The organism is Candidimonas humi, from assembly GCF_019166065.1.
GTDB lineage: Bacteria > Pseudomonadota > Gammaproteobacteria > Burkholderiales > Burkholderiaceae_B > Candidimonas > Candidimonas humi.
Genome location: NZ_JAHTBN010000002.1, coordinates 1 through 25,434, shown reverse-complemented (window position 1 = coordinate 25,434; position 25,434 = coordinate 1). Strand labels below are relative to the sequence as shown.

Below are 25,434 nucleotides of genomic sequence, written 5' to 3'. Positions count from 1 at the left end.
CCGAAGTCTAGCACCGGAAATGCCAGATTGCGGAGTGTGGCCGCGCTGCTTACGATGCCGCTATGAACGATTTCCTGATTCTTGCTGGCGCCGGCTTGCTTGCTGGCGGCATGAACGCCTTGGCCGGCGGCGGCTCTTTCGTCAGCCTGCCGGCCTTGATTGCCGCGGGTGTGCCATCGGTACAGGCGAATGCTTCGAGCACTGTCGCCCTGTTTCCGGGCGGGGCTGCCAGCGCCTGGGCCTATCGCGCGGGCCTGGGGCCGGTCGGGCCCTTGCCGCTGCGGGCCTTGATGCTGGCCACGCTCGCCGGGGGCGCCGCCGGCGCGGCGCTGCTGCTGTGGACGCCCACCCGCGTTTTCGACGCGGTGCTGCCCTGGCTGTTGCTGGTGGCCACTGTGACCCTGGCGTTGGGCCGCAGGGCCGGAGAGCTCCTGCGGCGCCGCTGGCGCATCCACCCGGCGGCGGCCTTGCTGGTGCAGTTCGGGCTCGGGGTCTATGGCGGCTATTTCGGCGGGGCGGTGGGCATTATGATGATGGCGGTCTGGGGGCTGATGGACGACCGCGACTTGAAAAGCCTCAATGCGCCGCGCACGCTGCTGGTCAGCGCCGCCAATGCGGTGGCCGTGCTGGCCTTCGTCGCCGCCGGGGTAGTGCGCTGGCCCCAGACGATGGTGCTGCTGCTGGCGGGCCTGGCCGGAGGCTACGGCGGCGCGCTGCTCGGGCGCCGCGCCTCGGCCCGGGCCGTGCGCACGGCCACGCTGCTGTTGTCCACCGGCATCACGCTGGCGTTCTTCTGGCGGGCCTACGGCTAGCGCATTTTCGGCGCAGATGTTTATCGCTTTCCTGCGGCATCCGCCATACGCAGTGCCTCGAAGGCCATAAACATCTGCGCCGAAAATACGCTAGCCGGCCGAAACGCCAACGCGGCAGGCGCTGGCTGGTTCCGGTATTTCAGCAGGCGGGCAGGTTCACAGCGCCTGGCGGGCGCGCGAATGCGCCGCCTCTTCGCTGCGCATCCGGTATTTCTGGGCCAGCACCGCGCACACCATCAACTGGATCTGGTGGAAGATCATCAGCGGCAGCAGCATCGGGCCTACCGCGCTGGCCGAGAACAGCACCTGCGCCATGGGCACGCCGGTCGCCAGGCTTTTCTTGGACCCGCAGAAAACAATGGTGATTTCGTCTTCCTTGTTGAAGCCCAGCAGGCGAGACACCGAGGTCGTGATGATGAGTACGATGGCGAGCAGCACGCCGCAGGCCACGATCAGCGTCAGCAGGTCCAGGACGGGGACTTGCTGCCACAGGCCGCCTATCACCGAGGCGCTGAAGGCGGTATAGACCACCAGCAGGATGGAGCTCTGGTCCACGGTCTTGAGCCATTTGCGGTTGCGGTCCATCCACGAGCCGATCCAGGGGCGCATCAGATGGCCCACGAGGAACGGCAGCAGCAGTTCTTCGCTGATGTGGACGATGGCGTGCAGCATGGATACGGAACCCGAGCCTGTGGGCATGAACAGGCTGACCAGCAGCGGGGTCAGCACGATGCCGATGATGCTCGAAGCCGATGCGCTGCACACCGCGGCCGGCACATTGCCGCGGGCGATCGATGTGAAGGCGATCGCCGACTGCACCGTGCCCGGCAGGGCGCACAGGTAGAGCATGCCGGCATACAGCGAAGCGCCCAGCACCGGCTGCAGCACCGGCCGCAGCGCCCAGCCCAGAATGGGGAACAAGATGAAGGTGAAGGTGAACACCAGCAGGTGCAGGCGCCAGTGCGTGGCGCCTGCGACGATGGCCTCGCGCGACAGCTTGGCGCCGTGCATGAAGAACAGCAGCGTGATCGCGAAGGTGGTGAGGCCGCTGAAGAAGGTGGCGCCCAGGCCATGGGCGGGCAGCACGCTGGCCGTGATCACCACGGCGACGAGCATTAGCGTGAAATTGTCTAGCAGCAGACGCAGACGTTGCATGAAAAGAATCCGGATCGGGGGGTTGCAAGGAAGTTACCCATACATTAACGTGTTCCTGGGATTCCGGCTAACTACAATCGGATATGAAATATCGCTCAACGGACACGCACCCGCCCCGCCAGGGTGAGGCAGAGGCGCTCGGAACCTTGCCGCGTCCAGTGTACGGCCACATCGAGAGCCTGGCCAACCGGGTCATCGCGCACCGCCACCGGCATCTGTGGATCCAGCTCTCCTATGCGACGCAGGGCGTGATAGAGGTGCAGACTCCCACGGGCCTGTTCTACGCCACGCCCCGCCAGGCGGTATGGATTGCGGCCGGCACACCGCACAAGGCGCGCTGCGCGCCGGGCACCGAGATCCGCAGCCTGTACATCGAGCCCGCGGGCGTGGCCCGCGAGGCGGTGCGCGGCGCGTGCTGCGTGCTGGAGGTGGGGCCTTTGTTGCGGGAATTGATCCGCGCCTTCGGCCTGCTGCCGGCCGAATACCGCGAGGACGGCGCCGGCGGGCGCCTGGCCGCGGTGCTGCTGGACCAGTTGGCGGCGGCCCCGCAGGCCGCATTGGTGCTGCCCCTGCCCGCCGATCCGGGGCTGCGCCGGGTCTGCCTGGCCATGCAGGCGCATCCGGGGCGCCCGGCCGACCTCGATCATTGGGCTTCCGAACTGGGCGTATCGGGCAAGACGCTGAGCCGCATGTTCATGCGTCAGACGGGGCTGAGCTTCCGCCTTTGGCGCCAGCGGCTGCGGCTGCTGGCTGCGCTGCCGGCGCTGGAGCGCGGCCAGCGCGTCACCGACGTGTCCCTGGACTGCGGCTATGAAAGCGTATCGGCCTTCATTGCCGCTTTCCGCGGGCAGTTCGGCAGCACGCCGGGCGACTACTTCGGCGCGGCCGCTACATAAAAGACGGGCGCGTCAGGCTGTTGGGCGGCCGCAACTGTGCGTCGACCAGCCATGGTGTGCTGCAGGCCGGCCGAGCGCTTGCCGCACGATGGTCGCAGCCGGCATGCGCCGAGCTTGCGCCATCATCGACTAGCGTCACGGCCGGCCCGCCGCGGCGTCACGACGCGTAACGCTTTTCCAGGTCGTCGTACACGGCTTTGCTGACCAGCCGCTGGCGTTCGCGGAACGGGGCGACCAGTTCCGGATCCTCGTCCAGCTTGCCGTCGCGCTTGAGCACGCCGAGCGCGCGCTGCATGCCGGTCACCGCGCTTTGCAGGGCTGCATTGGCGTACAGCACCAGGCCGTAGCCCAGCCCGCCCAGTTCGTCGGCGGTGAGCGCAGGGGTCTTGCCGCCCACGACGATGTTGATGAGCTGCGGCTGTTCCAGCAGCTTGGGCACTTGGCGCACTTCTTCCAGGCTTTCGGTGGCTTCGACGAACAGGATGTCGGCGCCGGCTTCGGCGAATTGCCGGGCGCGGTCGATGGCGGCCTCGAAGCCCAGCACCGCGCGCGAATCGGTACGCGCGATGATCAGGAAGTTCTCGTCGACGCGGGCGTCGGCGGCGGCGCGGATCTTGCCCAGCATTTCGGGCAGCGGGGCCACTTCCTTGCCCGAGAAATGGCCGCAGCGCTTGGGAAAGGTCTGGTCCTCGATCTGGATGGCGTCGGCGCCGGCGCGTTCCAGGGTCTTGACGGTGTGAAAGACATTCACCGCGTTGCCGAAGCCGGTGTCGCCGTCGACGATCAGCGGGATGTCCACGGCGTCGCGGATGCGCGCTGTGTGCTCGGCCACGTCGCGCAGGCCGATGAAGGCCAGGTCGGGTATGCCGTAGTACATATTGGTCAGGCCGGCGCCGGTCAGGTAGACCGCCTCGAAGCCCTGGTCGGCGACGACCTTGGCGCTCAGGGCGTTGAATGCGCCCGGCACTATCAGGCCGTTGCGCTGGTTGACCCTGTCGCGCAGGGTCTGCTTGCTTGTCTTGCTCATGGGTAGGAAAACCTCCGGTCGGATCCCGATACTAAGGCTGGAATACTAGTGCATGCCAATAAGCCAAGTAGTGTAGTGGCCTCGACCATGAGCGGCAAGCCGGGGCCTGTGGCATGTACAGCATGCCTTGTAATGTACATATTGGTTCTTTAAAATAATATAAAGGTACATTTTTGTGCTAGACTTGTACCGCGAAATCGGAATGGCACGGCAGCGGCGCAAGCGTGTGGCGCGGGGTGGCCCGTGCTATGTCGTTGGCGAGTCCGCCGGCGTAAAAAAAAATCATTAACGGAGACAAAACTCATGCCTGCAAGGAAAATCAAGGCTGCGGCCCTGTATGCGAGCATCGCGGGCTTGCTCGCGGCAACGGCGCCTTTGGGTGCCCAGGCCGCCGGCAAGTACCCGGATCATCCCGTGACCATAGTTGTACCGTTTGGTGCAGGTGGTTCTGCCGATGTCTATGCGCGCCAGCTCGCCCAGAGGCTGCAGCAGAAGTTCGGCCAGAACTTCATCGTCGAAGACAAGCCGGGGGCGGGCGCGGTGATCGGCACTGCCTTCGTGGCCAATTCCCCGCCGGACGGCTACACCTTATTGATCAATTCCAACACCCAGACCGTCAACGAAACCCTGCTGAAGAAAAAGCCCTACAAGCTGCTGCGCGATTTCGCGCCGGTAGCCCCCATCAACCAGTCCAGCCTGGTGCTGGTGGCCAACGACAAGCTGCCGGCCCACACGCTGAAAGAGCTGATCGCGCTGGCCAAGTCCGAGCCCGGCAAGCTGAACTACGCCAGCTCGGGCACGGGCACGCCCTATCACATCGCGGGCGAGCTGTTCAAATCGATGGCCGGCATCAATGTCGTGCACGTCCCCTACAAAAGCAGCGGCCAGGCGCGCACCGGCGTGGTCGCGGGCGAGGTGAACTACATGTTCGACGCCACGGCCACCATGATCGGCCTGATCAAGGGGGGCAAGGTGCACGCCATTGCCACCACGGGAGACAAGCGTTCTTCCATCCTGCCCGATGTGCCCACCATGGAACAGGCGGGCCTGCCGGGCTATCGCGCCAATATCTGGCTGGGCGTGCTGGCGCCCAAGAAGACGCCCGCGGCGGTCGTGGAAAAGCTCAACAAGGCGATCAGCGAGATCGTTTCCAGCCCGGACATCAAGGCGGCCTGGGCCAAGGACGGGGTCGAGCCCATGGTCATGAACACCAGTCAGTTCAAGGAATATATCGAGGCCGATATACGCAAGCTGGGCAAGGTCGTGAAGGACGCCCATATCTCGGTGCAATAGGCGTGGTGCGGCGCGGCCCGGGCCGCCCGCCGGGGCTGCGCCGCTTTTTTTCGTCGATGGATGGCAGGCATGTCGCAGAGCAATGGCAATCCGCCGCTGGCGCTGGAATTCGTGGTCAATGGCGAGCCGCGCCGGCTCGACGTGGACGCGGACCGCAGCCTGCTCGACCTGCTGCGCGAAGAGCTGGGCCTGCGCGGCAGCCATTTCGGCTGCGGGCTGGGCCTGTGTGGGGCCTGCACCGTGCTGGTCGACGACAGGGCTGTGCCGGCCTGCGACACGCCGGCCTGGTCGGTGTCGGGCAAGCGCGTCACTACCATAGAAGGCGCGAAGTCCCTGGCGCTGGCGCGCTGCGTCCAGCAGGAATTCATACGCCACAACGCCGCGCAGTGCGGCTATTGCACTTCCGGCATGGTGATGGCTTGCGTCGGCCTGCTGCTTGCGGACCCGGCGCCTTCGGAGGCCCAGGTCCGCACGGCCCTGGATCGCAATCTGTGCCGTTGCGGATCGCACTTGCGCATCCTGCGGGCCGTGCGCGGCGCTGCTGCGCGCTGGGCGGAGCACGGCCGTGAGTAGCGCGTTCGCCGTCGCGCACGAGCCCGTGGCCGGCGAGCTGCCGGTCAGTCTCAAGGCCAACCGCTACCTGGATAGCTGGCTCGGTTTTGCCGCGGACGGGCAAGTGGATGTCTATACGGGCAAGGTCGAACTGGGGCAGGGCATCGTCACCGCGTTGGCGCAGATCGCCGCCGACGAGTTGCAGGTAAGCCTGGCCGCCATACGCATGCATGCAGCCACGACGGGGCGCGGCCCGAACGAGTCCATGACTTCGGGCAGCCTGTCGGTGCAGCATTCGGGGCTGGCGTTGCGCGCCGCCTGCGCCCATGCCCGGGTCCTGTTCATGCGGGCCGTGGCGCGCGATTGCGGCCGCGACCCGGCCTCGGTTTCGCTGCGTGACGGGCGCTTTGTCTGCGCCGGCCAGGACAGGGGCGGCTATGGGCAGCTTGCCGGCCGCGTCGACTTGCACGTTCCCGTCGAGCTCATGGCGCCGAAATGGATGTCCACGCGCCGCGACTATGTGGGCTCTAGCGCCAGGCCCATGGGCCTGGAACAAAAGGTCGAGGGCTCTTATTCCTACATACACGACATGGTGCTCGAGGGGATGGCGTACGGCCGGGTGTTGCGCCCGCCTTCGCCCGGCGCCGTCCTGGGCCGGCTAGACCTGGCCGCCTGGCGCGCGCAGCCGGGGGTGTTGGCGGTGGCGCGCGACGGTTCTCTGTTGGGCGTCGTGGCCGAACAGGAATACATTGCCGAGCGCGTCCTGCGCCAGATCGCGGCCGCGGCCGACTGGAGCCGGGCGCCCCTGCTGCCGCCGCAAGCGGGGCTCGAACAGTGGCTGCGCGCACAGCCTTGCAAGACGGTGCGCTGGTCGAGGGCGGCGGGGTCGTCGACCGTGGTGGAGCAGGATTCCCCCCATGCCCGCGCCTTGCACGATGGGCCCGCCAGCGGCGGCCCAAGGCCTGTGCGCAAGCCCGGCGCGACGCTGTACTCGGGCGACTTCTTCAAGCCCTATATCAAGCACGCGTCGATTGGGCCTTCCTGCGCCTGGGCCTGGACTCGCGACGACGGCAGCATGCAGGTCTGGAGCCACACCCAGGGCATCCATAACTTGAAGGCCGATCTTTGCCTGGCGCTGGGCGTCGATGCGGCGCGGCTCGAAGTCATGCATGTGCCCGGCTCGGGCTGCTACGGGCACAACGGCGCCGACGATGCCGCATACGATGCGGTATGGCTGTCGCGGCAGATGCCGGGCCGCCCGGTGAAGCTGCAATGGTCGCGCGCCGACGAGTTGAACTGGTCGCCGATGGGGCCGCCCATGGCCATGCGCATCGAGGCGGAAGTCGGCGCCGATGCCAGGGTGCTGGACTGGCGGCATACCGTATGGGGGCCGGGACACAGCCTGCGGCCCGGCCGGGCCGATACGCCGACACTGCTGGGCAGTTGGTACACGGAGCAGCCCTTCCCTGCGCGAGCGGCCGTGAATGCGCCGCCGGCCTCGGGCGGCGGGGCCGACCGCAATCTCGTGCCCTTGTACGATTTTCCCTGCAGCGAGCTGGCGTGCCATCGCGTCGACGGCCTGCCCTTGCGAGCTTCGGCGCAGCGGGCGCTGGGCGCCTTCGGCAATGTGTTTGCGATCGAGGCCATGATCGACGACATCGCGCTGGCCTGCGGGCGCGACCCCTTGCAGTTCCGCCTCGACAACGTGAACGACCCGCGCGCCGCCGCGGTGCTGAGCAAAGCCTGCGAGATGGCGGGCTGGCATGCCCGGGGCGATGCCGCGCCCGACACGGGGCTGGGCCTGGGCTTTGCCCGCTACAAGACGCATGGCGCCTACTGCGCAGTAGTGGCGCGGGTCGAGGTCACGCATGAAGTGTGCGTGCGGCATTTGTACATTGCGGTAGACGTGGGCGAGGTCATCAACCCCGAGGGCGTGATCCAGCAGATCGAAGGGGGCGCCATCCAGGCCACGTCCTGGGCCCTGTTCGAGGAAGCGCATTTCGACGCATACGGGCTGGTCGACGGCGATTGGGAAACCTATCCGATCCTGCGTTTTTCTCAGGTGCCCGGGGTCAGCGTGGAAATCCTGCCCGGCGCGGGCCATCCGCCGGTGGGCGCGGGCGAGCCTTCGCTGGGCCCGACCGCCGCGGCCATCGGCAATGCGCTGCGCGTGGCGCTGGGGGTAAGGGTGCGCAGCCTGCCCTTGACTCCCGAGGCGATCACGCGGGCGATCCAGGGCGAGGCGGATTCTTGATCGATGACGAGGCGAGCAGTTATGCAAATTTTCAGGCAACAGGAAAAACCAGAGGCGATGAGGTGATGCAATGACCCTGATGGATCTTCGATTGTTCAGCGGCGGCGCCGCGCACGGCCTGGTCGACCACGTGCAGGCGCGGTTCGAGCAGGAATACGGCTGCCGCTTGCTCGGCGAATTCGGGGCCGTGGGCCTGATGAAGCAGCGCGTGCTGGCCGGCGAGCCTTGCGATGCATTGATCTTGTCGCGCGTGCTGATGGACGGGCTGGACAGCGAGGGCAGCCTGGTCGAAGGCAGCCTGCGCGATGTGGGCGTGGTCAGCACCGGGCTGGCGGTGCTCGATGGCGCGCAGCCGCCGGACATCGCGCAGGCCGAGGGGCTGGCCGCCACGCTGCGCCAGGCTAGCGGCATATACGTGCCCGACATGACGCAATCGACCGCGGGCGGGCACATGAAGCGGGTGTTCGAGCGGCTCGGCATCCTGGAGGCCATCCGCGGCAAGATCCACGAATTTCCCAACGGCGCCACCGCCATGAGGACCATGGCGGAGCAGGGGCTGCGCGGTTCGGTGGGCTGCACCCAGGTCACCGAGATCCTGTACACCCCCGGCGTGACGCTGGTGGCGCGGCTGCCGCAGGCCTGCGCGCTGGACACCATCTATACCTACGGGATTCCGGTGGGATGCCGGCTGCCCGACCTGGCCAGGGCGCTGGCCGACGCGCTGTGCGACCCCAGGCTCGACGAGTTCAAGCGCCGCAACGGCCTGGCCTCGTGACCATCCAGGTATTCGGGGCGAGCGGCTCGCCCGCCGTCCCCTCGATCGACAAATCTGCAAAAGCAAAGGAAGTGCAATGAAATTGGCGACATATATGTATCAAGGGCAGCGCGGCGTGGGCCTGGTCTCGGACGATTTGCAAAGCCTGCGCGCCTTGCGCCTGGACGGGGCGCAGGCCGAGCAGGGCGTGGCCGCGCTGGTGGGCCGCGACGGCCTTGCGGACTATGTGCGCGAGCGCCTGGGCCAGACGCTGCGCCTGGCCGACGTCAGGCTCGAGGCGCCCATTCCGCGGCCCCGCCGCAATATATTCTGCGTGGGGCGCAATTACCACGCCCACGCCCGCGAACTGTCCGCTTCGGTGTTCAAGGAAAACGACAAGAATGTCGCGTCGTGGCCTATCGTGTTTTCCAAGGTGCCGGAGTGCGTGACCGGCCCCTACGACGATGTGTCGCTGCCCGTGGGCATTTCCGAGCAGATCGATTACGAGGCCGAGCTTGCCGTGGTGATCGGCGCGCAGTGCAAGAACGTGGCCCGCGACCAGGCCCTGCAACAGGTATTCGGCTACACCATAGTCAATGACGTCACGGCGCGCGACGTGCAGATGCGCCACCAGCAATGGGACCTCGGCAAGTCCTTCGATACCTTCTGCCCGATGGGGCCGTGGCTGGTGACCGCCGACGAGATCGATTCCGCCGATGTGCAGGTGTCGTGCCAGGTCAACGGCCAGGTGCGCCAGAATGCCAGCACGCGCGATTTCATATTCGACATTCCCACCCTGATCGAGACTTGCTCGCGCGGCATCACGCTCTATCCGGGCGATATCATCGCCACGGGTACTCCGGCCGGCGTGGGCATGGGCATGACGCCGCCCACTTATCTCAAGAGCAGCGACCGCGTGCGCGTGGAAATACAGGGCATCGGTGTCATAGAAAACAAATTTGTCTAGAATTGGTCCCAGTACATATCCGGGGCGGCCGCCGTGTGCACGCGGCGCCGATCCCGGGCCAATTCCAGTCAGCGAGTGTTTATGTCTTCAGGGGTCAAGGCTTTCGAGCAGTATTTATCCGATGCGCTGGGCAGCGGCCGCCTGGCGCCGGGTGACCGATTGCCCCCCGAACGTTCCTGGTGCGAGCAATTCGGGATTTCGCGGGGCACTGTGCGCCGGGTCCTGGGCCGCTTGCGCGAGCGCGGGCTGATTACCCAGGTCAAGGGCAGCGGTACCTTCGTGACGGCCGCCGGCCAAGAGCGCGTCGATGACGGCAAGCTCTATACCAGCCCGGCCGAACTCATGGAGGCGCGGCTGCTGATCGAGCCCCTGATGCCGGCGCTGATCGTGAAGAACGCCAATGCGCATGATTTCCGCAGCATGGAGGAATGCCTGCTGCGTTCCGAGCAGGCCGAGTCGGTGCAGGAATTCGAACGCTGGGACGGCGAACTGCACAGGTCTTTCGCCGTGGCCACACATAATTCCCTGTTCCTGCACATACTGGAATTGACCAACCGCGTGCGCGAAGAGGCCGAGTGGGGCCGCCTCAAGCGCCAGTCGCTCACGCCCGAGCGGCTGCGGCAGTACAAGGACCAGCACCGCGCCATCTACGAGGCGCTGCTCAACCGCGACCTGAACGAGGCCCGGGCGCAGATGCAGCGCCACCTGGAACAGATACAGAGCAATCTGTTCGACAATTGAACGCTGTCTGGCGGTTGGGCCCAGCCTGGCGCAAAGGCTTACGGCCTTTTTGCCGCGCCCGCCGCATGTCGTGCTGCGAAGACAAGCCCTTAAACGTCTGGACCGAATGCACGCTAAAAGCTGGAGAGTGATGTTCACTGGCCGGCGGCATGGCATGGCATGGCGTGACGTGACGTGGCCCGGCTCGGCCCAGCCTAGCCATGCTCGCGGCCGAGGCGCCCGTGTGCGTCGCCGTTGCGGCGACGCCCCCGCCCGCGGACCGCAGCGCGGCTCAGTCCACCGATGCCCCGGACTGTTTCACGGCCTTGCCCCACTTGCCGATTTCGGTACTGATGAATTGCCGCGCCGCGGGCAGCGCCTGCGGCATGGGCTGGGCGCCTTGCTTGTGGAACATCTCTTTCATGTCGGGCGAGTTCAGGATGTCGACGATTTTCTTGTTCAGGAATTCCACGACTTCAGGCGGCGTGTTGTGCGGCGCGAACAGGGCGGCCCAGCCTATGGCCTCGAAACCGGGGTAGCCGCATTCGGCCACCGTCGGCACATCGGGCAACTGGTCGATGCGCTGGCTGGTCGTGACTGCGAGGGCGGTCGCGCGCCCGCCCTTTATATGGGGCAGCGCGGCCGTGACGGAGTCGACCATCAGCGGCACCTGGTTGCCCAGGAAATCGGCCTGGGCGGGGCCGCTGCCCTTATAGGGAATGTGGCGTATCTTGATGCCCGCCGCGTCTTTCAGCATTTCCGCCGACAGGTGCTGCGTGCCGCCTATGCCTGCGCTGGCGTAGGCCAATTGGTCGGGCTGGGCCTTGGCGGTGGCGACCAGTTGCTGCAGGGTTTTGATGCCGCTTTTCGGATTGGCCAGGAAAACCAGAGGCACCGAGAAAATGCCGCTGACCGGTATGAAGTCGTGTTCCAGGCTGTAGCCGGGGTTCTTGTACAGGGTCTGGTTGACCGCCGCGGCGCTGCCCCCTACCGCCAGGGTATAGCCGTCGGGCTTGGCGCGGGCTACGTACTGCATGCCGATATTGCTGCCGGCTCCCGCTTTGTTCTCGACCACCACGGACTGCTTGACGGCCTCGCCCAGCTTGCGGGCGACGGCGCGGGCGAAGATGTCGGTGGCCTGGCCGGGAGGGAAGGGCACGACCAGGGTGATCGGCCTGTCGGGATATGCAGCCAGCGTAAGGCTGGATGCGCCGAGCAATGCCGCGAGCAGCAGGGATTTGCCGATGGAATGCTTCTTCATGTGGGAATTCCCCTTATTGGATGATTTTTGGTGTGTCGGACGAAACCGTAAGCATAGCCGGTCGCGGGGCGGGCTCGCGCCCAGGCCGGATGCCGCGCGCGATGAGCCGGCCTATGCCGCGCCCGCCTCGGCGCGTTCGACAGCCCGTTCTATATAGGCATCGCAAAGCTTGCCGGGATCTTCCTGGAACATCCTGATGCGCCGGGTATTTTCCAGCAGCAACAGGCCGACGCAGTGGGCGAAGAAGGCGGCTTCCTCGGAGCGCGCCGCGGGTTCGGGCATGCCGAGCTCGCGCAGCGCGCCGCCGAAGCGTGCCAGGGCGTCCCGCAGCCGGGCGTTCAGCGCTGCGTTCAGGTCCGGCGTCAGCCCTTGCGGCTTCATGCCGCCGAACAGATAGAAGCCCAGGTCGAGGTCGCGCGGATTGGTGGCATAGAAATCATAAAAAGCCCGCGCGGCGCCGCGCGCCCGCTCGCGTGCGGACCGGCTTTCGGGCGCGCCTGCGGCGACGGCCGCGTTCAGGCGTTCCAGCGACTCGGCCAGCAGCGCCCCGTAGATGGCTTCCTTGGAATCGAAGTAGGAATAGATGGAACCCGCCACATACCCGGCGCGGCGGGCAATTTCGCGCAGGTTGGCGCCTTCCAGCCCGCGCTCCTGGAACACGGCGCGCGCGGCGGCCAGAATATGCGTGCGCTTGGCCTCGTTGACGGCCGCGCGCCGCGCGTGCCGCTGCTTGTCGCGCGGCGCCGCGCTGCTCGGTATGGCTTGCGGATCTGCTTGGGTCATGCGCCATCTTGCCATATGAATGAACAATTGACAATTAATTGAACGTTGTACAAAATTAGCCTGTACGCCATGAATCAGAGCCAGGAGCCCGCCATGCAAATGACATCCCACGACTATGCAGAGTCGTTGCGTCTATATCGTCCCCGGGTTTTCGTCGATGGCCGGCTCATTGACTCGGTGGCCGACGAGCCGGCCCTGCGTCCCGGCATCAATGCCGTGGGCCTGACCTACGACTACGCACTGCGCCCCGAATATGCCGCCATCATGACGGCCGTGCAGGCCGGCAGCGGCAAGACGGTCAACCGCTTGCTGCATATCAATACCAGCAGCGGCGACCTGCTCAACAAGCTCGAGGCGGTGCGCCTGGTGTGCCAGGAAACCGGCTGCGCCCAGCGCTACCTGACGCACGATGCGCTCAACGCCATACACCAGGTGGCGGCCCGCATCGACGATGCCAGGGGCTCGACCGAGCATCGCGCGCGCTTCGCCCATTACCTGCAGCAGGTGCAGGACCGCGACCTGACGCTGGGCGTGGCCATGACCGACGCCAAGGGCGATCGCAGCAAGCGCCCGCACGAGCAGGGCAATGCAGATACCTACGTGCACATCACGCGGCGCGACGGCAAGGGCATACACATCTCGGGCACCAAGGCCATCGTCACCGGCGCGCCCTATATGCACGAATTCCTGGTGATGCCCTGTCGCAACATGGGCGTACAGGATGCCGATTTCGCGGTGTGCTGCGCCGTGCCGGCCGACGCCCCGGGGGTGACCATCGTCGCCCGTCCCGCGGGCCGTCCGGGCGAGAAGGCCGCGCTGTTCTCGGGCAAATACGGGCAGTCCACCGGCGTGGTGATCTTCGACCAGGTGTTCGTGCCCTGGGAGCGCGTCTTCTATGCCGGCGAATGGGAACACAGCGGCCAGCTCACCTACAACTATGCCACGCACCATCGCCATAGCTGCATCGGCGCGCGCGCCGGCTTCGGCGACCTGCTCATAGGCGCCGGGGCCCTGATGTGCGAGGCCAACGGCTTCGACCCCGGCGAGCAGCCGCATTTGCGCGACCAGATGGTCGATCTCATAAAAATGGTCGAGGGCTTCTATGCCTGCGGCGTGGCGGCTTCGGTCTATGCGCGCCGCGACGAGACGGCGGACAGCTTCATGCCCGATCCGGTGTTCGCCAACATCGGCAAGCTGCTGCTGGCCACCCAGATCTACGACATGCACCGGATCGCGCACTACGTGTCGGGCGGCCTGGTGGTGGCGCTGCCGGGCCCTGACGAAGACCACAACCCGCAGACCGCGGCGGCCCTGCAGGACGTATTGCGCGCCAACCCCGACGTGCCCTACGACAAGCGCATCGAGACGGCCCGCTTCATCGAAGACCTGACCGCCTCGTACCAGGGCGGCTGGTACTCCGTCATCAGCCTGCACGGCGGCGGCTCCCCCGAGGCCATGAAGCGCGAGATCTACCGGAACTACCCCGTGGGCTCGAAAGTGCAACTGGTCGAGCGGCTGCTGCAGCGCGGCCTGTCGCCCGACCCCGAGCGCGCGATCACGCGCAATGTCCAGCCGGGCCGGTGCTGCGCCCAGGGCTGCACCGTGCCGGGCACGCCGATCATGGTGGATCTGCCGGGGGCGCCTGCGCAGGCCCGGGAAAGTAACGGTTCTGCAGCCGCCGAAGCGACGGCCGCTGGAAGATCGGCCACCCGTGTGCCGACGACCTGAGCGCCGCTTATCGGAACGCCTGTCATAGGAACGCCTGTTGTCGAGCGTCTGTTACCGGGCGCCTATTACCGGGCGCCTATTGCCGGCGCCAGTTGCTGGGGCGCCGCTGTTCGAACCCCAGTCATCGCTACCGGGGCCTCCGGCGGGTTTCTCAGCCCAGAAGATCAACCTTGCCGGTAGCCAGGCGGTAGACGCCGCCGACGATTTTCAGCTTGCCGGCCTTTACGGCGTCCTGGATGATGGCCGAGCGTGCATGCAGGGCCGCCATGCTGTCGCGCACGTTCTGCGCGGTCGCGGCCTCCAGCAGATCCCCCTTCCCCTTGCCGGCCTTGGCCTTCTCGATCGAAGGCTGCATGGCTGTCACGAGCGACTGGATCATGCCGGGATAGGTCGCGCCGGCCGCGGCCTTCACGGCCGCGCTTACCGCACCGCACTTTTCGTGGCCCAGCACCAGTATCGCAGGCGCCTTGAGCACCGCGACCGCATACTCGAGGCTGCCCAGCACGTCGTCGTTGACGAAGTTGCCCGCCACGCGTGCCACGAAGAGATCGCCGCGCGCGCTGTCGAAAGCGTATTCGGGAGCGATGCGCGAATCGGCGCAGCCCAGTATCGCGGCGTAGGGATTCTGCCCGCCGCTGAGTGCCTCGCGCTCGTGCGTGAAATCGTGGCAAGTGCTCGCCCCGGATACGTATCGGGCGTTGCCGTCCATCAGGCGCTGCACGGCTGCATCCGGCGAGATCGCATTTTGCGGCTTGGGCGGCGCCGCATCCTGCGCCGCCTTCGCGACATTCGCTGGCAGCAGGCCCGCGCCGGCGGCAGCGATTGCCGAAGCTCCGGCCGTGCGCAGGAATAGCCGGCGAGTGGGCTCGGCCGCTCCGGGCGCACGGGTATGGGAATCGCACATGCAACGCTCCTCAAAAAACTCCGTTTCTTCGCACCCGTATCGCACGCGAATTCAATGGCGAAATCATAAGGCCGAAACGGTTCTTCAACTACATCATTTTGCAGCACTTGCGCACGCGTGCGCATTCGTCAGCGGATGCGGAGCGGAGGGGATATTCCGACGGGGGATGGTGGGATTCAGCTCCCGGCTAGCGGTGGCAGGTCGAGCGCCCCGTCTCTAGTGAGTTTCCCTAATGCCGTCTCTTTGCTATTGACAGCGGAACTGCGTCACTCCTATATTTGTTCTCTACAAAAGAACGATTATTCTGTCAGAGAGAACAAAAGATGACGGACACATTCGACGAGGGCGCACGCCAATCCGACGAAACCAAGATCGAGGAAGCGCTAACGCAACGCTTTCTAGAGCTTGTGCCGTCTTTTTCCAGGCCAAAGGCGGCTTGTTTCATCATGCTGGTGGGGTTTGGCTCGCTTGAGCTCATCACGCACGTCCGGGACGGACGGGTGGTCGCCACTAAGCGCAAAGCAGATCTCCCGCCGCTGCAACGCTTCGATTTCTCGGTGCGCGCGGCGGCCGGTGCCTGGCAACGGTTCTGGCAAGAGATCCCTCTTCCCGGAAGCCACGATCTGTTCGCACTAGCACGCAACGGCGAAATGACGATAGAGGGCAGCCTGAAGCCCCTGATGGCCAACCTGCAATTCGTCAAAGACCTGCTGTCCATCGGAAGAGGCTCACAGAAATGAAGGCACTGCTGGAACCCATAGTCGGGCGCTATCTCAACTGCACGATCGACGGACACGACTGCCGTATCTACTTCGAGGAAGCGGGCACCGGAATTCCGTTGGTGTGCCTGCATACGGCGGGCGCGGACAACCGCCAATACCGGCACATGCTGAATGACCCGGCCATCACGTCGCGCTTCCGCGTGCTGGCCTTCGACATGCCCTGGCATGGAAAGTCATATCCGCCAGCAGGATGGGAAGCTGCGGAATACGAACTAACCACCGAGCTCTACGTCACAACGATTCTGTCTTTCTGCGAAGCCATGGAGCTGGACCGTCCAGCCTTGATGGGCTGCTCGATTGGCGGGCGCATCGTTCTGCAGCTCGCGCACGCGCACGGTCACCGCTTTCGGGCGCTCATCGGCGTCGAATCCGCCGATTACCAGCAGCCGTGGTATGACACGGCCTGGCTCAATCAAAACGACATACACGGCGGCGAAGTGTGTGCTGCTCTGGTTTCGGGACTCGTTGCGCCACAGTCGCCTGCCCGCTATCGGCACGAAACGCTCTGGCAGTACATGCAAAGCGGCCCCGGGGTCTTCAAGGGCGATCTCTATTTCTACCGGGTGGACAGTGACCTGCGCGGGCGGCTGGGCGGAATCGACACCGCGGCCTGCCCTCTGTATCTGTTGACCGGGGAATACGACTTCTCGTGTTCGCCGGCCGATACCCTCCGTACCGCGTCTGCCATTCCGGGCGCATCCGTGACCATCATGAAGGAACTCGGGCATTTTCCGATGAGCGAGAATCCCGGCCAGTTTCGAAAATACATTCTGCCCGTACTGGATGAAATCGGTAATCACAACACCCATAGGAGACCCGCATGAACATCAAACCCATCGTATTGGTGATGGCTGGATTCGCACTTCCGCTTTCTACGTATGCACAAGATACGAATGTCCTGAAAATCGGCTCGCTAACCGCTCTTTCGGGGCCCGGTGCCTCATGGGGCCAGGGCATGAAGAACGGAGCCGAATTGGCGGCCGCCCAAGTCAACAAGAAAGGCGGCCTGGAGGTCGCGGGCAAGAAATATAAAGTCGTTATCGTCCCTTACGACGGCAAATACCAGGCTAGTGAGTCCGTAACGGTTGCCAACCGCCTGGTATTCGACGACAAAGTGAAGTACATCATCGGGCCGACCGGCTCTGCGCCGGTGCTCGCCATTCAGCCCATCACCGAAAAAAACCATGTCATCGTGATGACGCTGGGCTTTACCACTAAAGCGCTGGGCAAGGACAAGCCATACACGTTCCGTCCCAACGTGACCACAGTCGAGGTCGCGCAGCCGCAGATCAACTGGCTGGTCAAGCACGAGGGCATCAAGAAAGTGGGCGCGCTGTTCCCCAACGATGAGACGGGGCAGCAGATCTCCAAAGACCTAACGGCCGCATACAAGAAGGCGGGCGCTGATCTGGCCGCCACCGAGTTCTTTGAACGGGACCGGGTGGACTTCGTGCCGCTACTCACTCGCATGGTCGCGCGCGGCATCGACGCAATTGAACTGGACGGCAATTCCCCCACAACGGCCGGCCTGATCACCAAGCAGGCCCGCGAGATGGGCTTCACGGGAAAGATCGTGCGCACCGGCGGCCCTGCGACGCAGGAGATCGTCAAGGTTGCAGGAAAAGAAGCCACTCAGGGAATGTTCGTCCACACGCCGATCAATCCCGGCTTGCCCTCCACCAAGGCCTATGCGGATCTATATGCGGCGACCTACAAGCACGCGATGAACGGCTTCAGTCCTGCCTTCTACGATGGAACCAGGATGTTGTTTGAAGCGATGCAGAAGGCCGGCACTGTGACCGATACGGACGCGGTGCGCAAAGCGCTGGAAAGCATCAAAGACTTTTCCGGTGCCATGGGCACGCTGAACTGGACCGGCGAGAAGGTCTACGGCATCAACCACCAACTGAACGCCCCCTTCTATGTCGCAGAAGTGCAGGATGGAAAGGAAATCATTCGCGCCACCTGCACTGTGGAAGGCTGCAAATAAAGGCAAGGAAACACGGTCATGGACTGGAGCATCCTGATTGCTCAGGCCGCGGTCAACGGTTTGATCGTCGGCTTGCTGTACCTGCTGATGTCGGTGGGCTTCACCCTGGTCTTCGGCGTCATGCGCATGGTGAACTTCGCGCATGGCGAGTTCTATATGCTGGGGGCTTTTAGTGCCTACTTTATGACCGCCTCGCTGGGCCTGCCGTTCCTGCCGGCGCTGGCGGCGACCTTCGTGGGCGCCGTCGTCCTGGGAGCGCTGCTGGAGTGGTTGATACTCAAGCCATTCCGCAACGACGAACTCAACGGGATGATCGCCACCATCGGCCTCGCGATGATCTTGCAGAATCTCGCGTTGATGCTGTTCGGCCCCGACCCATACTCCATGCCATCCATCGTGAAGGGCGTCACCCGATTCGGGAAAATCGCGGTCCCCACGTCCAGGGTCTACGTCGTCATCTTCGCGCTCGGCGTACTGGTGCTGCTGTATCTATTTCTGAAAAAATCCGGGCCGGGCAGGGCCCTGCGCGCCGTCGTGGAAAATTTCGAAGTCGCCTCGATCCAGGGTATCCGCTCGCAGGTCTACTACCCCTTGGGGTTCGGCATCGGGATAGGCCTGGCTGCCGTCGCGGGGGCGTTGATGGCGCCATTGTTCTCGATTTCTCCATTCATCGGCGCCTCGCCGCTCATCAAGGCTTTCATCGTCGTCATCCTGGGCGGGCTGGGTAGCATCCCAGGCGCCGCCGTTGCCAGCCTCGCACTCGGCCTCGCCGAAAGTTATGGAAGCTTGTTGTTCACGGGGAGTGCGGTGGACATGCTCGTGTTCCTCATCGTCATCGCCATGCTGGTCGTCAGGCCGAAGGGCATTCTGGGCCAAGGGGAAGCATGAGATGAATTCCTCGTCCACATATTCGGACCGCGTCATGAGGCCAGGCGGAACCGCCATGGGCGTTGTCATTTTTACGATCATTGCCGTCATTCCGTGGTTTTCGGGTCCCTACATCCTGCATCTGGCGATATTGAGCACCCTCAACATTCTGGTCGTGAACGGCTTGGCCATGATCAGCCGTTCGGGCCAGATATCGTTGGGCCATGCCGCCTTCATGGCAATCGGCGCCTACGTCGCCGTGCTCGCAGGGACGCAACTGGGTATTCCGCTCCTGTTGTCCGTGCTCATCGGCGTTGCCGCGACAATGCTGGTGGCGCTGATACTCGGCTGGATCATCCTGCGGCTGCAGGGTGTGTACTTCGTGCTGGTGACCTTCGCCTTCGGCGAGTTGATCCGCCTGGTTCTGCTGGATTTCTCCAACGTGACCGGAGGCGCCAACGGCATCACGAACATCGCGCCGCCCGAGCTGTTCGGATTCGTATTCGATTCTCGAACCCGCATTTACAGCCTGACCCTCGTCATAGCGATCGTCTCGACCTTATTGATCCGGCGGCTCTTCCGTCAACCGCTGGGCCAAGCCATAGACTCCGTGGCCAGCAACCCGTCGCTCGCGGAATCCACAGGCCTGAGCGTCCATCGCTTGCAAGTCCTGGCGTTCGTGATCGGCTGCGGGCTCGCGGCGCTCGGCGGAATCCTGCTGGCTCACTACATAGGCTATATCTCGCCCGAATCCTTCAACGTCGGGATTTCCATCGACTTGTTGATCATGCTGGTGATCGGCGGCCGCGCATCCTACTGGGGCCCCCTAGCGGGGGCCATCATCCTGACCCCGCTACCCGAGCTGTTTCGCGGTGCGGTCCAGACCCAGCATATCTTCTACGGAGCCGCTCTCATCCTGATTCTGCGCTTTCTCCCGGAAGGCCTCGCCGCCTTTCCGCAGGCCATTCGCAAACTCGGCACGAGGCTTAAGGCATGACGACGACCATTCTCGAGGTCCGGCGAATATCGCGCCGATTCGGTGGCCTGGTGGCGCTGCACGACCTTTCGTTCAATGTATCCCGGGGTGAGATTGTCGGTCTCATCGGCCCTAACGGTGCCGGCAAGACGACGGCATTCAACGTCATTACGGGTACCCAGCCGCCCACAGCCGGCAAGGTGATTTTCCAGGGGAAAGATATCTCCGGCGGGCCGCCCAGCCGAGTGGTGGTCGATGGCCTGGCGCGGACTTTCCAATCCACCTCGACCTATCCGGACTTGACGGTTGCCGGCAACATCTACCGAGGGATGCTGTCTCACATCTCGGGATCGCTGGTCGGCCTTCTGGTCGGTCGCTGCGACCGTGGTATTTCCATGGAGCGAGTCTCCGATGAAATAGACAGAATCCTCAGGATGACGGGCCTGCAGCCATGGCGCGATGCGCTGGCCGGCAACCTGCCTTATGGCGTGCAGAAGATCCTGGGTATCGCCGTTGCCCTCGCTGCCAGCCCGAAGATGCTGTTGCTGGATGAGCCGGCAGCGGGCCTGAACCACGAAGAATGCAAGGGCCTCACGACGCTCCTCAGGCGCCTGCGGGACGAGCACGGCCTGACCCTGCTGCTCGTGGAGCACCACATGGCGCTCGTCATGGAGCTGTGCCACCGGATCGTCGTTCTGGTTCAAGGCGAGAAGATCGCGGAAGGGACGCCGGAAGAAATCCGGCAAAACGAAGCCGTTATTGAAGCCTACCTGGGGGCCCCGGAATATGCCCATGCTTGAAGCTAAGGACCTGACCGTCTCGTACGGACGACTGGAAGCAGTCCGGAAAATCAGTTTCAGCGTGGAAAAAGGCCAGATCGTCGCTCTTGTGGGATCCAATGGCGCCGGCAAAAGCTCGACGCTCAAAGCCATCGTCGGCCTCACCTTCCCCTCCGGCGGAACCCTGCGCTACGAGGGCGAGGACATTACCTCGGCTTCTCCTGCCAATCGAGTCCGCGCGGGTATTGCACTGTCGCCGGAAGGGCGGCGCCTATTCGGGCGCATGACCGTACTGGACAATTTGCTGACGGGCGCCTACGGCGTTCGGGACAAAACTATCGTCAGCCGCGTGTTGGACGAAATCTACGCGCTTTTCCCGCGCGTGCTCGAGCGGCGCAAACAGCTTGCCGGCTCTTTATCGGGGGGCGAGCAGCAGATGGTGGCCATCGGGCGCGCGCTCATGGCCAACCCCCGTTTGCTGATGCTGGACGAACCCTCTCTCGGTATCGCGCCAAAAATCGTCGCGGAAATCGCAGCGGCCATCGAACAGATCAACCGCGACAAAAAAATATCCATCATCCTCGTGGAACAAAACGCTCGCCTTGCCTTGCGTCTGTCGCACCAGGCCTACGCCCTCGAGCACGGTGAGATCATCAGGGCAGGCAAGGGGTCCGAACTGCTCGCCGATCCCTTCGTCCAGAAGGCCTACCTGGGAGTCTGATCATGAACGCGACCTTGACCGAAGCCGTACCGACCTACGAGGTCTACGCCATCCGGTACGCGCACATGCCAAGAATGCGGCGCGACAATTTCATCGGGGGAGATCCGCACGACAGCGCCATGCCTATGGACTTCTTCGTATGGCTGCTCAAGTCGGACACGCGGACCATTCTTGTGGATACGGGTTTCAACGCCGCAACCGCCAAGATCCGCGATCGAGCGATGATTCAGGATCCGATCGACGCGCTGGCGACGGTGGGCGTAAGCCCGGAAGAGGTGGAAGACGTCATCATCACGCACCTGCACTACGACCACGCGGGGAATCTCGACAGACTGCCCAATGCGCGCTTTCACATACAGGATGCGGAGGTCGAATACGCCACGGGGCGCTGCATGTGCTTCGCGCCCATGAGGCATGCATTCGCGGTCGAAGACATCGTTGAGCTGGTACGCCACGTCTATGCCGATCGCGTAGTCTTTCATGAGGGCGACGGCGACGTCGCGCCCGGCGTACGCGCACTGAAAATCGGCGGCCACACGAAAGGGTTGCAATCTGTCTGTGTCTCGACGCAGCGAGGCCAGGTAGTACTTGCCTCCGACGCATCGCATTACTACGAGAACATGGATGCGGAGAGGCCTTTTCCAATTGTCTACAACGTGGCGGACATGCTCGCCGGCTATGGCCAGCTGAAAGCCGTGGCCTCCAGTCCTGATCACATCGTCCCTGGGCATGACCCGGACGTTCTCAAGAAATATCCAGCGCATCAGGCGGACATCAATACCTGCCTGCTGCATCTGTCTCCCCGCTGAACTCGTAACGGAATCTCCCACATGCCAGTTGCCACTTCCACTCCCAAACCCCTGCTCATCAACGGGGAATGGGTTACCGACGCCACTGAGACCTTCGAATCGATCAACCCGGCCAATGGCGCACTGAACTACCAATTGTCGCTGGCGGGGACTGGCCAAGTCGACGCTGCCGTCGCGTCGGCCAAAGAAGCGGCGGCCCGGCCTGCGTGGCGCGACATGCTGCCTCATGTGCGCGCCCAGCTGCTGCAGCGCATCGCGGCACTGGTCGTCGAGCACGGCGACGAGTTTGCGCGCATCCAGATGGCCGAGAACGGAAAAGTCTGGGTCGAATGCAAGAAACAGGCCGCCAGCGCCGCCGCAACCTTTCGCTATTTCGCTGCCGTTTGTGAAACCCAGGGATCGGACGTTACCCCCGCGCGCGGCAACTATCTGTCGATGACGGTGTACGAGCCCTATGGCGTAGTGGCCGCCATCACCCCTTGGAATTCGCCGCTTACCATGGAGGCGCAGAAGGTAGCGCCAGCGCTGGCGGCCGGCAACGCGGTGATACTGAAACCATCGGAGGTCACGCCGTCGGCGGCGCTGCTACTGGGCAGGCTCGCGCTCGAAGCGGGATTGCCGCCGGGGATCCTGAACGTCCTCACCGGCAATGGGCAGGTGACGGGCAAAGCGCTCGTCGAACACGACGGCGTGCGCATGGTGTCCTTCACAGGAGGCACGGCAAGCGGGCGCCTGATAGGCGCAACCGCTGCCCAGCGCCTCATCCCGGCTGCGCTCGAGCTGGGCGGCAAGTCGCCCCACATCGTTTTCGATGACGCAGACCTCGAGGCCGCTGTCGAAAGTATCGTCGACGGAATCTTCGAGGGCAGCGGCCAATCCTGCGTGGCTGGCTCACGGCTGTTCGTGCAACGTAGCATCTACGGCAAGCTCATGGACATGCTGGTCAAGCGAGCCGGCGCAATCAGGGTCGGCCAGCCGGCGGCCGAGGACTCGCAAATGGGGCCCATCGCGAGCTTCGGACACCGCGAGCGCATCGAGAAATTCGTGAAAACCGCGCTCGATGAAGGCGGACGCGCCTTGTTGGGCGGAAAACGTCCTGATGGGCAAGAATTCGAGCACGGTGCTTTTTATCTGCCCACCATCATTGATGGCTTGGATAATTCGGCGACCGCCGTGCGCGAGGAAATATTCGGGCCGGTACTGTGCGCGCTGCCCTTTGACGACGAAGAGGATCTCATCGCACAAGCCAACGATACGGTCTATGGGCTTGCTTCCGGGCTGTGGACCAGTAATTACCCCCGTGCCTGGCGCGTTGCCCGCGCCCTGGAGGCAGGTGTGGTCTGGATCAATACCTACAAGCAACTTTCTATTGCCACGCCGTTCGGCGGCTTCAAGAACAGCGGTATCGGCCGCGAAAAGGGTATAGGCGGCATGCGACTGTACCAGCAGACGAAAGGTATTTATTGGAGCATGGGGGTGTAACGCACGCTGCTCGACCCACCGGAATCAAAAGAGGTACAGAAATGGCTATGAACTACATCCAGACCATAGGTTTCATCGGCACGGGCGTCATGGGTGAACCCATGTGTCGTCACTTGGCCACCAAAAGTGGAGTCACCGTACTCGCATACGACAGCAATGCCGCCCCTATCGAGCGTTTGGCGGCGCACGGCGTCGTCGCAAGCACGGTTCACGACATGGCCCAAAAGGCCGACATCATCTTCTTGTCGCTGCCGTCCGGCGACGTCGTGCGCAAGGTCATCGAAGGCGAGGGCGGCTTGTTGTCGGAATGCCACGCCGAGCAAATCATCGTCGATCTGAGTACGTCGCCCCTCGACTTGACCCGGGAATTGGGCGCCAAGCTCGAAGAACGCGGCATTCTGTTTGCCGACGCGCCTATCATGCGCACGCGCGCGGCTGCGGAGGCCGGAACGCTCGCAGTGCAGGTGGGCGCCTCGGATGCGGTTTTCCACGCAATAGAGCCGTTCATCCGAACTTTTGCATCCGACGTCAATCATATGGGCGGAATCGGAGCGGGCCAGGTCGTGAAGCTACTGAACAACATGGTGCTGTACGAGACGGTACTGGCCTTGAGCGAAGCACGGGCGATCGGCGCGCGGGCGGGCGTCGACCCCGAAAAGCTCTTCGTGGCGTTGTCCAAAGGATCCGCAGACAGCTTTGCGCTGCGCAATCATGGCTTCAAGTCCATCGTGCCGCAGGACTTCCCCGAACAAGCCTTCCCCGTGGCCTATGCGCTCAAGGATCTGAAGTACGCCCAGGCCTTGGCGCAGCATGTGGGGGTGGATGCCACGGGTGCGCAGAACCTGATAGACTGCTTCGAGAAGGCGATTGCGGCGGGGCACGGCAGCTTATATGCCCCGGCCATCAGTCTGGTATTCGAAGGAAAGTAAACTTAGTGGACATGGCGTCAGGCACATCTCAGGATCAAGGCGGCGGGGTTGCCGCTGTGGATCGCGCATTGGCCATCGTAGCGGCAGTCTCAGAGGTCAAAGAACCGATCTCGTTGGCCGATCTCTCGCGGCGCACGGGGTTTTACAAAAGCACGTTGCTGCGTCTGATCGCCTCGCTTGAAAAAGCTGCGCTGATCGTCCGCCTGTCAGGCGGGCGATATGCGCTGGGACCCTACGCCCGAGAGCTCGGCCGCCGCTACGAATCCTCTTACCGCATGAACCAGGTGCTGGTGCCGCTCTTCGAAGAGTTGATCGCCATTGGCACGGAAAGTGCTTCTTTCCATGTATACCACGACAGCCAGCACCGCATGTGCGTCATACGTATCGATTCGCGCCATTCGACGCTCGACCACATCTCGGAGGGTGATCTGTTGCCGTTGGACTATGGCGCAGCCGGAAAACTCATTCGGGCCTTCCGCGGTACCGGTCTGGTGCCGTCACACGATAACGTCGTCGCCATTTCACTCGGAGAGCGCGACCCCAATTGTGCGGCTGTGGCCTGCGCGGTCTTTGCGGCTGGCAACGAGTTCTGTGGCGCCATCTCGCTTTCGGGGCCCAAAGAACGGTTCGGGCCGAAAGCCATCGAGGAAATGTCTGCCATTATCCGCAAGACGGCCTCCACCGCCACCAAGGCGCTGGGCGGTCACTGGCCGTTGGAATAGGCGGCTATTGGCGGGTGTGGACAAACACGGATATGCCGTCGACCGCGATTCTGGGAAAGTACCCCCCTCAGCCATATCGCCTCTATCCGTGCGGGTCGACCAGCGCTGACGGAAAGTGCTTACAAAGAAAGCGCTTACGAATTTCGGCTCTTCCTCATGAACGGGGGACAAGCGGTATTCATTAAACTTGTTTTTGCGAAGAACGAGCTTAATGGAGCGAATACCGATGTCCCCAGTAGATTCTATCTTAGGAATCCGAGATGTATTCATA

At 63.8% G+C, this 25,434-nt stretch carries 25 protein-coding genes; 20 read left to right on the top strand and 5 right to left on the bottom strand.

Going from position 1 to position 25,434, the window contains the following annotated elements; translation table 11 throughout:
- Window positions 1-62: 62 nt before the first annotated feature.
- The gene (locus KVP10_RS03570) at window positions 63-812 is read left to right on the top strand and encodes a sulfite exporter TauE/SafE family protein (protein WP_217963110.1); all 750 of its coding nucleotides are present in this window, start codon (window positions 63-65) and stop codon (window positions 810-812) included.
- 156 nt (window positions 813-968) lie between these two features.
- Here the strand turns inward: KVP10_RS03570 and KVP10_RS03565 are convergent, their stop codons facing one another.
- The gene (locus KVP10_RS03565; RefSeq protein ID WP_217963109.1) at window positions 969-1,967 is read right to left on the bottom strand and encodes a bile acid:sodium symporter family protein; all 999 of its coding nucleotides are present in this window, start codon (window positions 1,965-1,967) and stop codon (window positions 969-971) included.
- A gap of 146 nt (window positions 1,968-2,113) precedes the next feature.
- Here KVP10_RS03565 and KVP10_RS03560 point away from each other — a divergent pair, with 146 nt between their 5' ends.
- A complete protein-coding gene (locus tag KVP10_RS03560) occupies window positions 2,114-2,863 on the top strand; it encodes an AraC family transcriptional regulator (RefSeq protein ID WP_246600315.1) in 750 nt (249 codons plus the stop codon).
- A gap of 157 nt (window positions 2,864-3,020) precedes the next feature.
- Here KVP10_RS03560 and KVP10_RS03555 read toward each other — a convergent pair whose 3' ends face one another.
- Window positions 3,021-3,890: an isocitrate lyase/PEP mutase family protein gene (locus KVP10_RS03555; protein WP_217963107.1), complete on the bottom strand. Its 870-nt coding sequence runs from the start codon at window positions 3,888-3,890 to the stop codon at window positions 3,021-3,023.
- A 303-nt stretch (window positions 3,891-4,193) separates the two neighbouring features.
- On the opposite strand from KVP10_RS03555, the gene KVP10_RS03550 reads away from it, so the two are divergent.
- From KVP10_RS03550 to KVP10_RS03525, 6 genes are all read left to right on the top strand, one after another.
- A complete protein-coding gene (locus KVP10_RS03550; RefSeq protein ID WP_217963106.1) occupies window positions 4,194-5,183 on the top strand; it encodes a Bug family tripartite tricarboxylate transporter substrate binding protein in 990 nt (329 codons plus the stop codon).
- Between the two features lie 69 nt (window positions 5,184-5,252).
- Complete coding sequence (locus tag KVP10_RS03545; protein ID WP_217963105.1) at window positions 5,253-5,756, top strand: (2Fe-2S)-binding protein; 504 nt, start codon at window positions 5,253-5,255, stop codon at window positions 5,754-5,756.
- Window positions 5,749-7,989 carry a xanthine dehydrogenase family protein molybdopterin-binding subunit gene (locus tag KVP10_RS03540; RefSeq protein WP_217963104.1) on the top strand — a complete coding sequence of 747 codons (2,241 nt, stop codon included), beginning with the start codon at window positions 5,749-5,751 and terminating at the stop codon, window positions 7,987-7,989. Before KVP10_RS03545 ends, KVP10_RS03540 begins: the two co-directional genes overlap by 8 nt.
- Window positions 7,990-8,059: 70 nt before the next feature.
- Window positions 8,060-8,764: a molybdate ABC transporter substrate-binding protein gene (locus KVP10_RS03535; RefSeq protein WP_217963103.1), complete on the top strand. Its 705-nt coding sequence runs from the start codon at window positions 8,060-8,062 to the stop codon at window positions 8,762-8,764.
- Between the two features lie 76 nt (window positions 8,765-8,840).
- Window positions 8,841-9,710 carry a fumarylacetoacetate hydrolase family protein gene (locus KVP10_RS03530; RefSeq protein ID WP_217963102.1) on the top strand — a complete coding sequence of 290 codons (870 nt, stop codon included), beginning with the start codon at window positions 8,841-8,843 and terminating at the stop codon, window positions 9,708-9,710.
- An 81-nt stretch (window positions 9,711-9,791) separates the two neighbouring features.
- Window positions 9,792-10,451, top strand: a complete 660-nt coding sequence (locus KVP10_RS03525; RefSeq protein WP_217963101.1) for a FadR/GntR family transcriptional regulator — start codon at window positions 9,792-9,794, stop codon at window positions 10,449-10,451.
- Between the two features lie 271 nt (window positions 10,452-10,722).
- Here KVP10_RS03525 and KVP10_RS03520 read toward each other — a convergent pair whose 3' ends face one another.
- On the bottom strand, window positions 10,723-11,691 hold the full coding sequence (locus KVP10_RS03520; protein WP_217963100.1) for a Bug family tripartite tricarboxylate transporter substrate binding protein: 969 nt from the start codon (window positions 11,689-11,691) through the stop codon (window positions 10,723-10,725).
- A gap of 111 nt (window positions 11,692-11,802) precedes the next feature.
- Entirely contained in the window at window positions 11,803-12,474 is a 672-nt protein-coding gene (locus tag KVP10_RS03515) for a TetR/AcrR family transcriptional regulator (protein ID WP_217963099.1), read from the bottom strand.
- Window positions 12,475-12,567: 93 nt separating this feature from the next.
- On the opposite strand from KVP10_RS03515, the gene KVP10_RS03510 reads away from it, so the two are divergent.
- Window positions 12,568-14,202, top strand: a complete 1,635-nt coding sequence (locus tag KVP10_RS03510; protein WP_217963098.1) for a 4-hydroxyphenylacetate 3-hydroxylase family protein — start codon at window positions 12,568-12,570, stop codon at window positions 14,200-14,202.
- A 151-nt stretch (window positions 14,203-14,353) separates the two neighbouring features.
- Here KVP10_RS03510 and KVP10_RS03505 read toward each other — a convergent pair whose 3' ends face one another.
- On the bottom strand, window positions 14,354-15,106 hold the full coding sequence (locus tag KVP10_RS03505; RefSeq protein ID WP_217963097.1) for a carbonic anhydrase: 753 nt from the start codon (window positions 15,104-15,106) through the stop codon (window positions 14,354-14,356).
- Window positions 15,107-15,429: 323 nt separating this feature from the next.
- Here KVP10_RS03505 and KVP10_RS03500 point away from each other — a divergent pair, with 323 nt between their 5' ends.
- From KVP10_RS03500 to KVP10_RS03450, 11 genes are read left to right on the top strand one after another with little or no spacing between them, the layout of a single operon-like run.
- A complete protein-coding gene (locus KVP10_RS03500; protein WP_217963096.1) occupies window positions 15,430-15,846 on the top strand; it encodes a hypothetical protein in 417 nt (138 codons plus the stop codon).
- Entirely contained in the window at window positions 15,843-16,712 is an 870-nt protein-coding gene (locus tag KVP10_RS03495; RefSeq protein WP_217963095.1) for an alpha/beta fold hydrolase, read from the top strand. Before KVP10_RS03500 ends, KVP10_RS03495 begins: the two co-directional genes overlap by 4 nt.
- Window positions 16,709-17,878, top strand: a complete 1,170-nt coding sequence (locus KVP10_RS03490; RefSeq protein WP_343218683.1) for an ABC transporter substrate-binding protein — start codon at window positions 16,709-16,711, stop codon at window positions 17,876-17,878. The genes KVP10_RS03495 and KVP10_RS03490 overlap by 4 nt, the downstream gene beginning before the upstream one ends.
- A gap of 18 nt (window positions 17,879-17,896) precedes the next feature.
- Window positions 17,897-18,766: a branched-chain amino acid ABC transporter permease gene (locus KVP10_RS03485; RefSeq protein WP_217963094.1), complete on the top strand. Its 870-nt coding sequence runs from the start codon at window positions 17,897-17,899 to the stop codon at window positions 18,764-18,766.
- 55 nt (window positions 18,767-18,821) lie between these two features.
- Complete coding sequence (locus tag KVP10_RS03480; protein ID WP_246600314.1) at window positions 18,822-19,742, top strand: branched-chain amino acid ABC transporter permease; 921 nt, start codon at window positions 18,822-18,824, stop codon at window positions 19,740-19,742.
- On the top strand, window positions 19,739-20,521 hold the full coding sequence (locus KVP10_RS03475) for an ABC transporter ATP-binding protein (protein WP_217963092.1): 783 nt from the start codon (window positions 19,739-19,741) through the stop codon (window positions 20,519-20,521). The genes KVP10_RS03480 and KVP10_RS03475 overlap by 4 nt, the downstream gene beginning before the upstream one ends.
- Window positions 20,508-21,221 (top strand): ABC transporter ATP-binding protein, encoded by a 714-nt coding sequence (locus KVP10_RS03470; protein WP_217963091.1) that lies wholly within the window; start codon window positions 20,508-20,510, stop codon window positions 21,219-21,221. Before KVP10_RS03475 ends, KVP10_RS03470 begins: the two co-directional genes overlap by 14 nt.
- A 2-nt stretch (window positions 21,222-21,223) precedes the next feature.
- Window positions 21,224-22,030: an N-acyl homoserine lactonase family protein gene (locus KVP10_RS03465; RefSeq protein ID WP_217963090.1), complete on the top strand. Its 807-nt coding sequence runs from the start codon at window positions 21,224-21,226 to the stop codon at window positions 22,028-22,030.
- 21 nt (window positions 22,031-22,051) lie between these two features.
- Window positions 22,052-23,512 carry an aldehyde dehydrogenase gene (locus tag KVP10_RS03460; RefSeq protein ID WP_217963089.1) on the top strand — a complete coding sequence of 487 codons (1,461 nt, stop codon included), beginning with the start codon at window positions 22,052-22,054 and terminating at the stop codon, window positions 23,510-23,512.
- 41 nt (window positions 23,513-23,553) lie between these two features.
- Window positions 23,554-24,441, top strand: a complete 888-nt coding sequence (locus KVP10_RS03455; RefSeq protein ID WP_246600313.1) for an NAD(P)-dependent oxidoreductase — start codon at window positions 23,554-23,556, stop codon at window positions 24,439-24,441.
- Window positions 24,442-24,452: 11 nt separating this feature from the next.
- A complete protein-coding gene (locus KVP10_RS03450) occupies window positions 24,453-25,163 on the top strand; it encodes an IclR family transcriptional regulator (protein ID WP_217963771.1) in 711 nt (236 codons plus the stop codon).
- Window positions 25,164-25,434 lie beyond the last annotated feature (271 nt).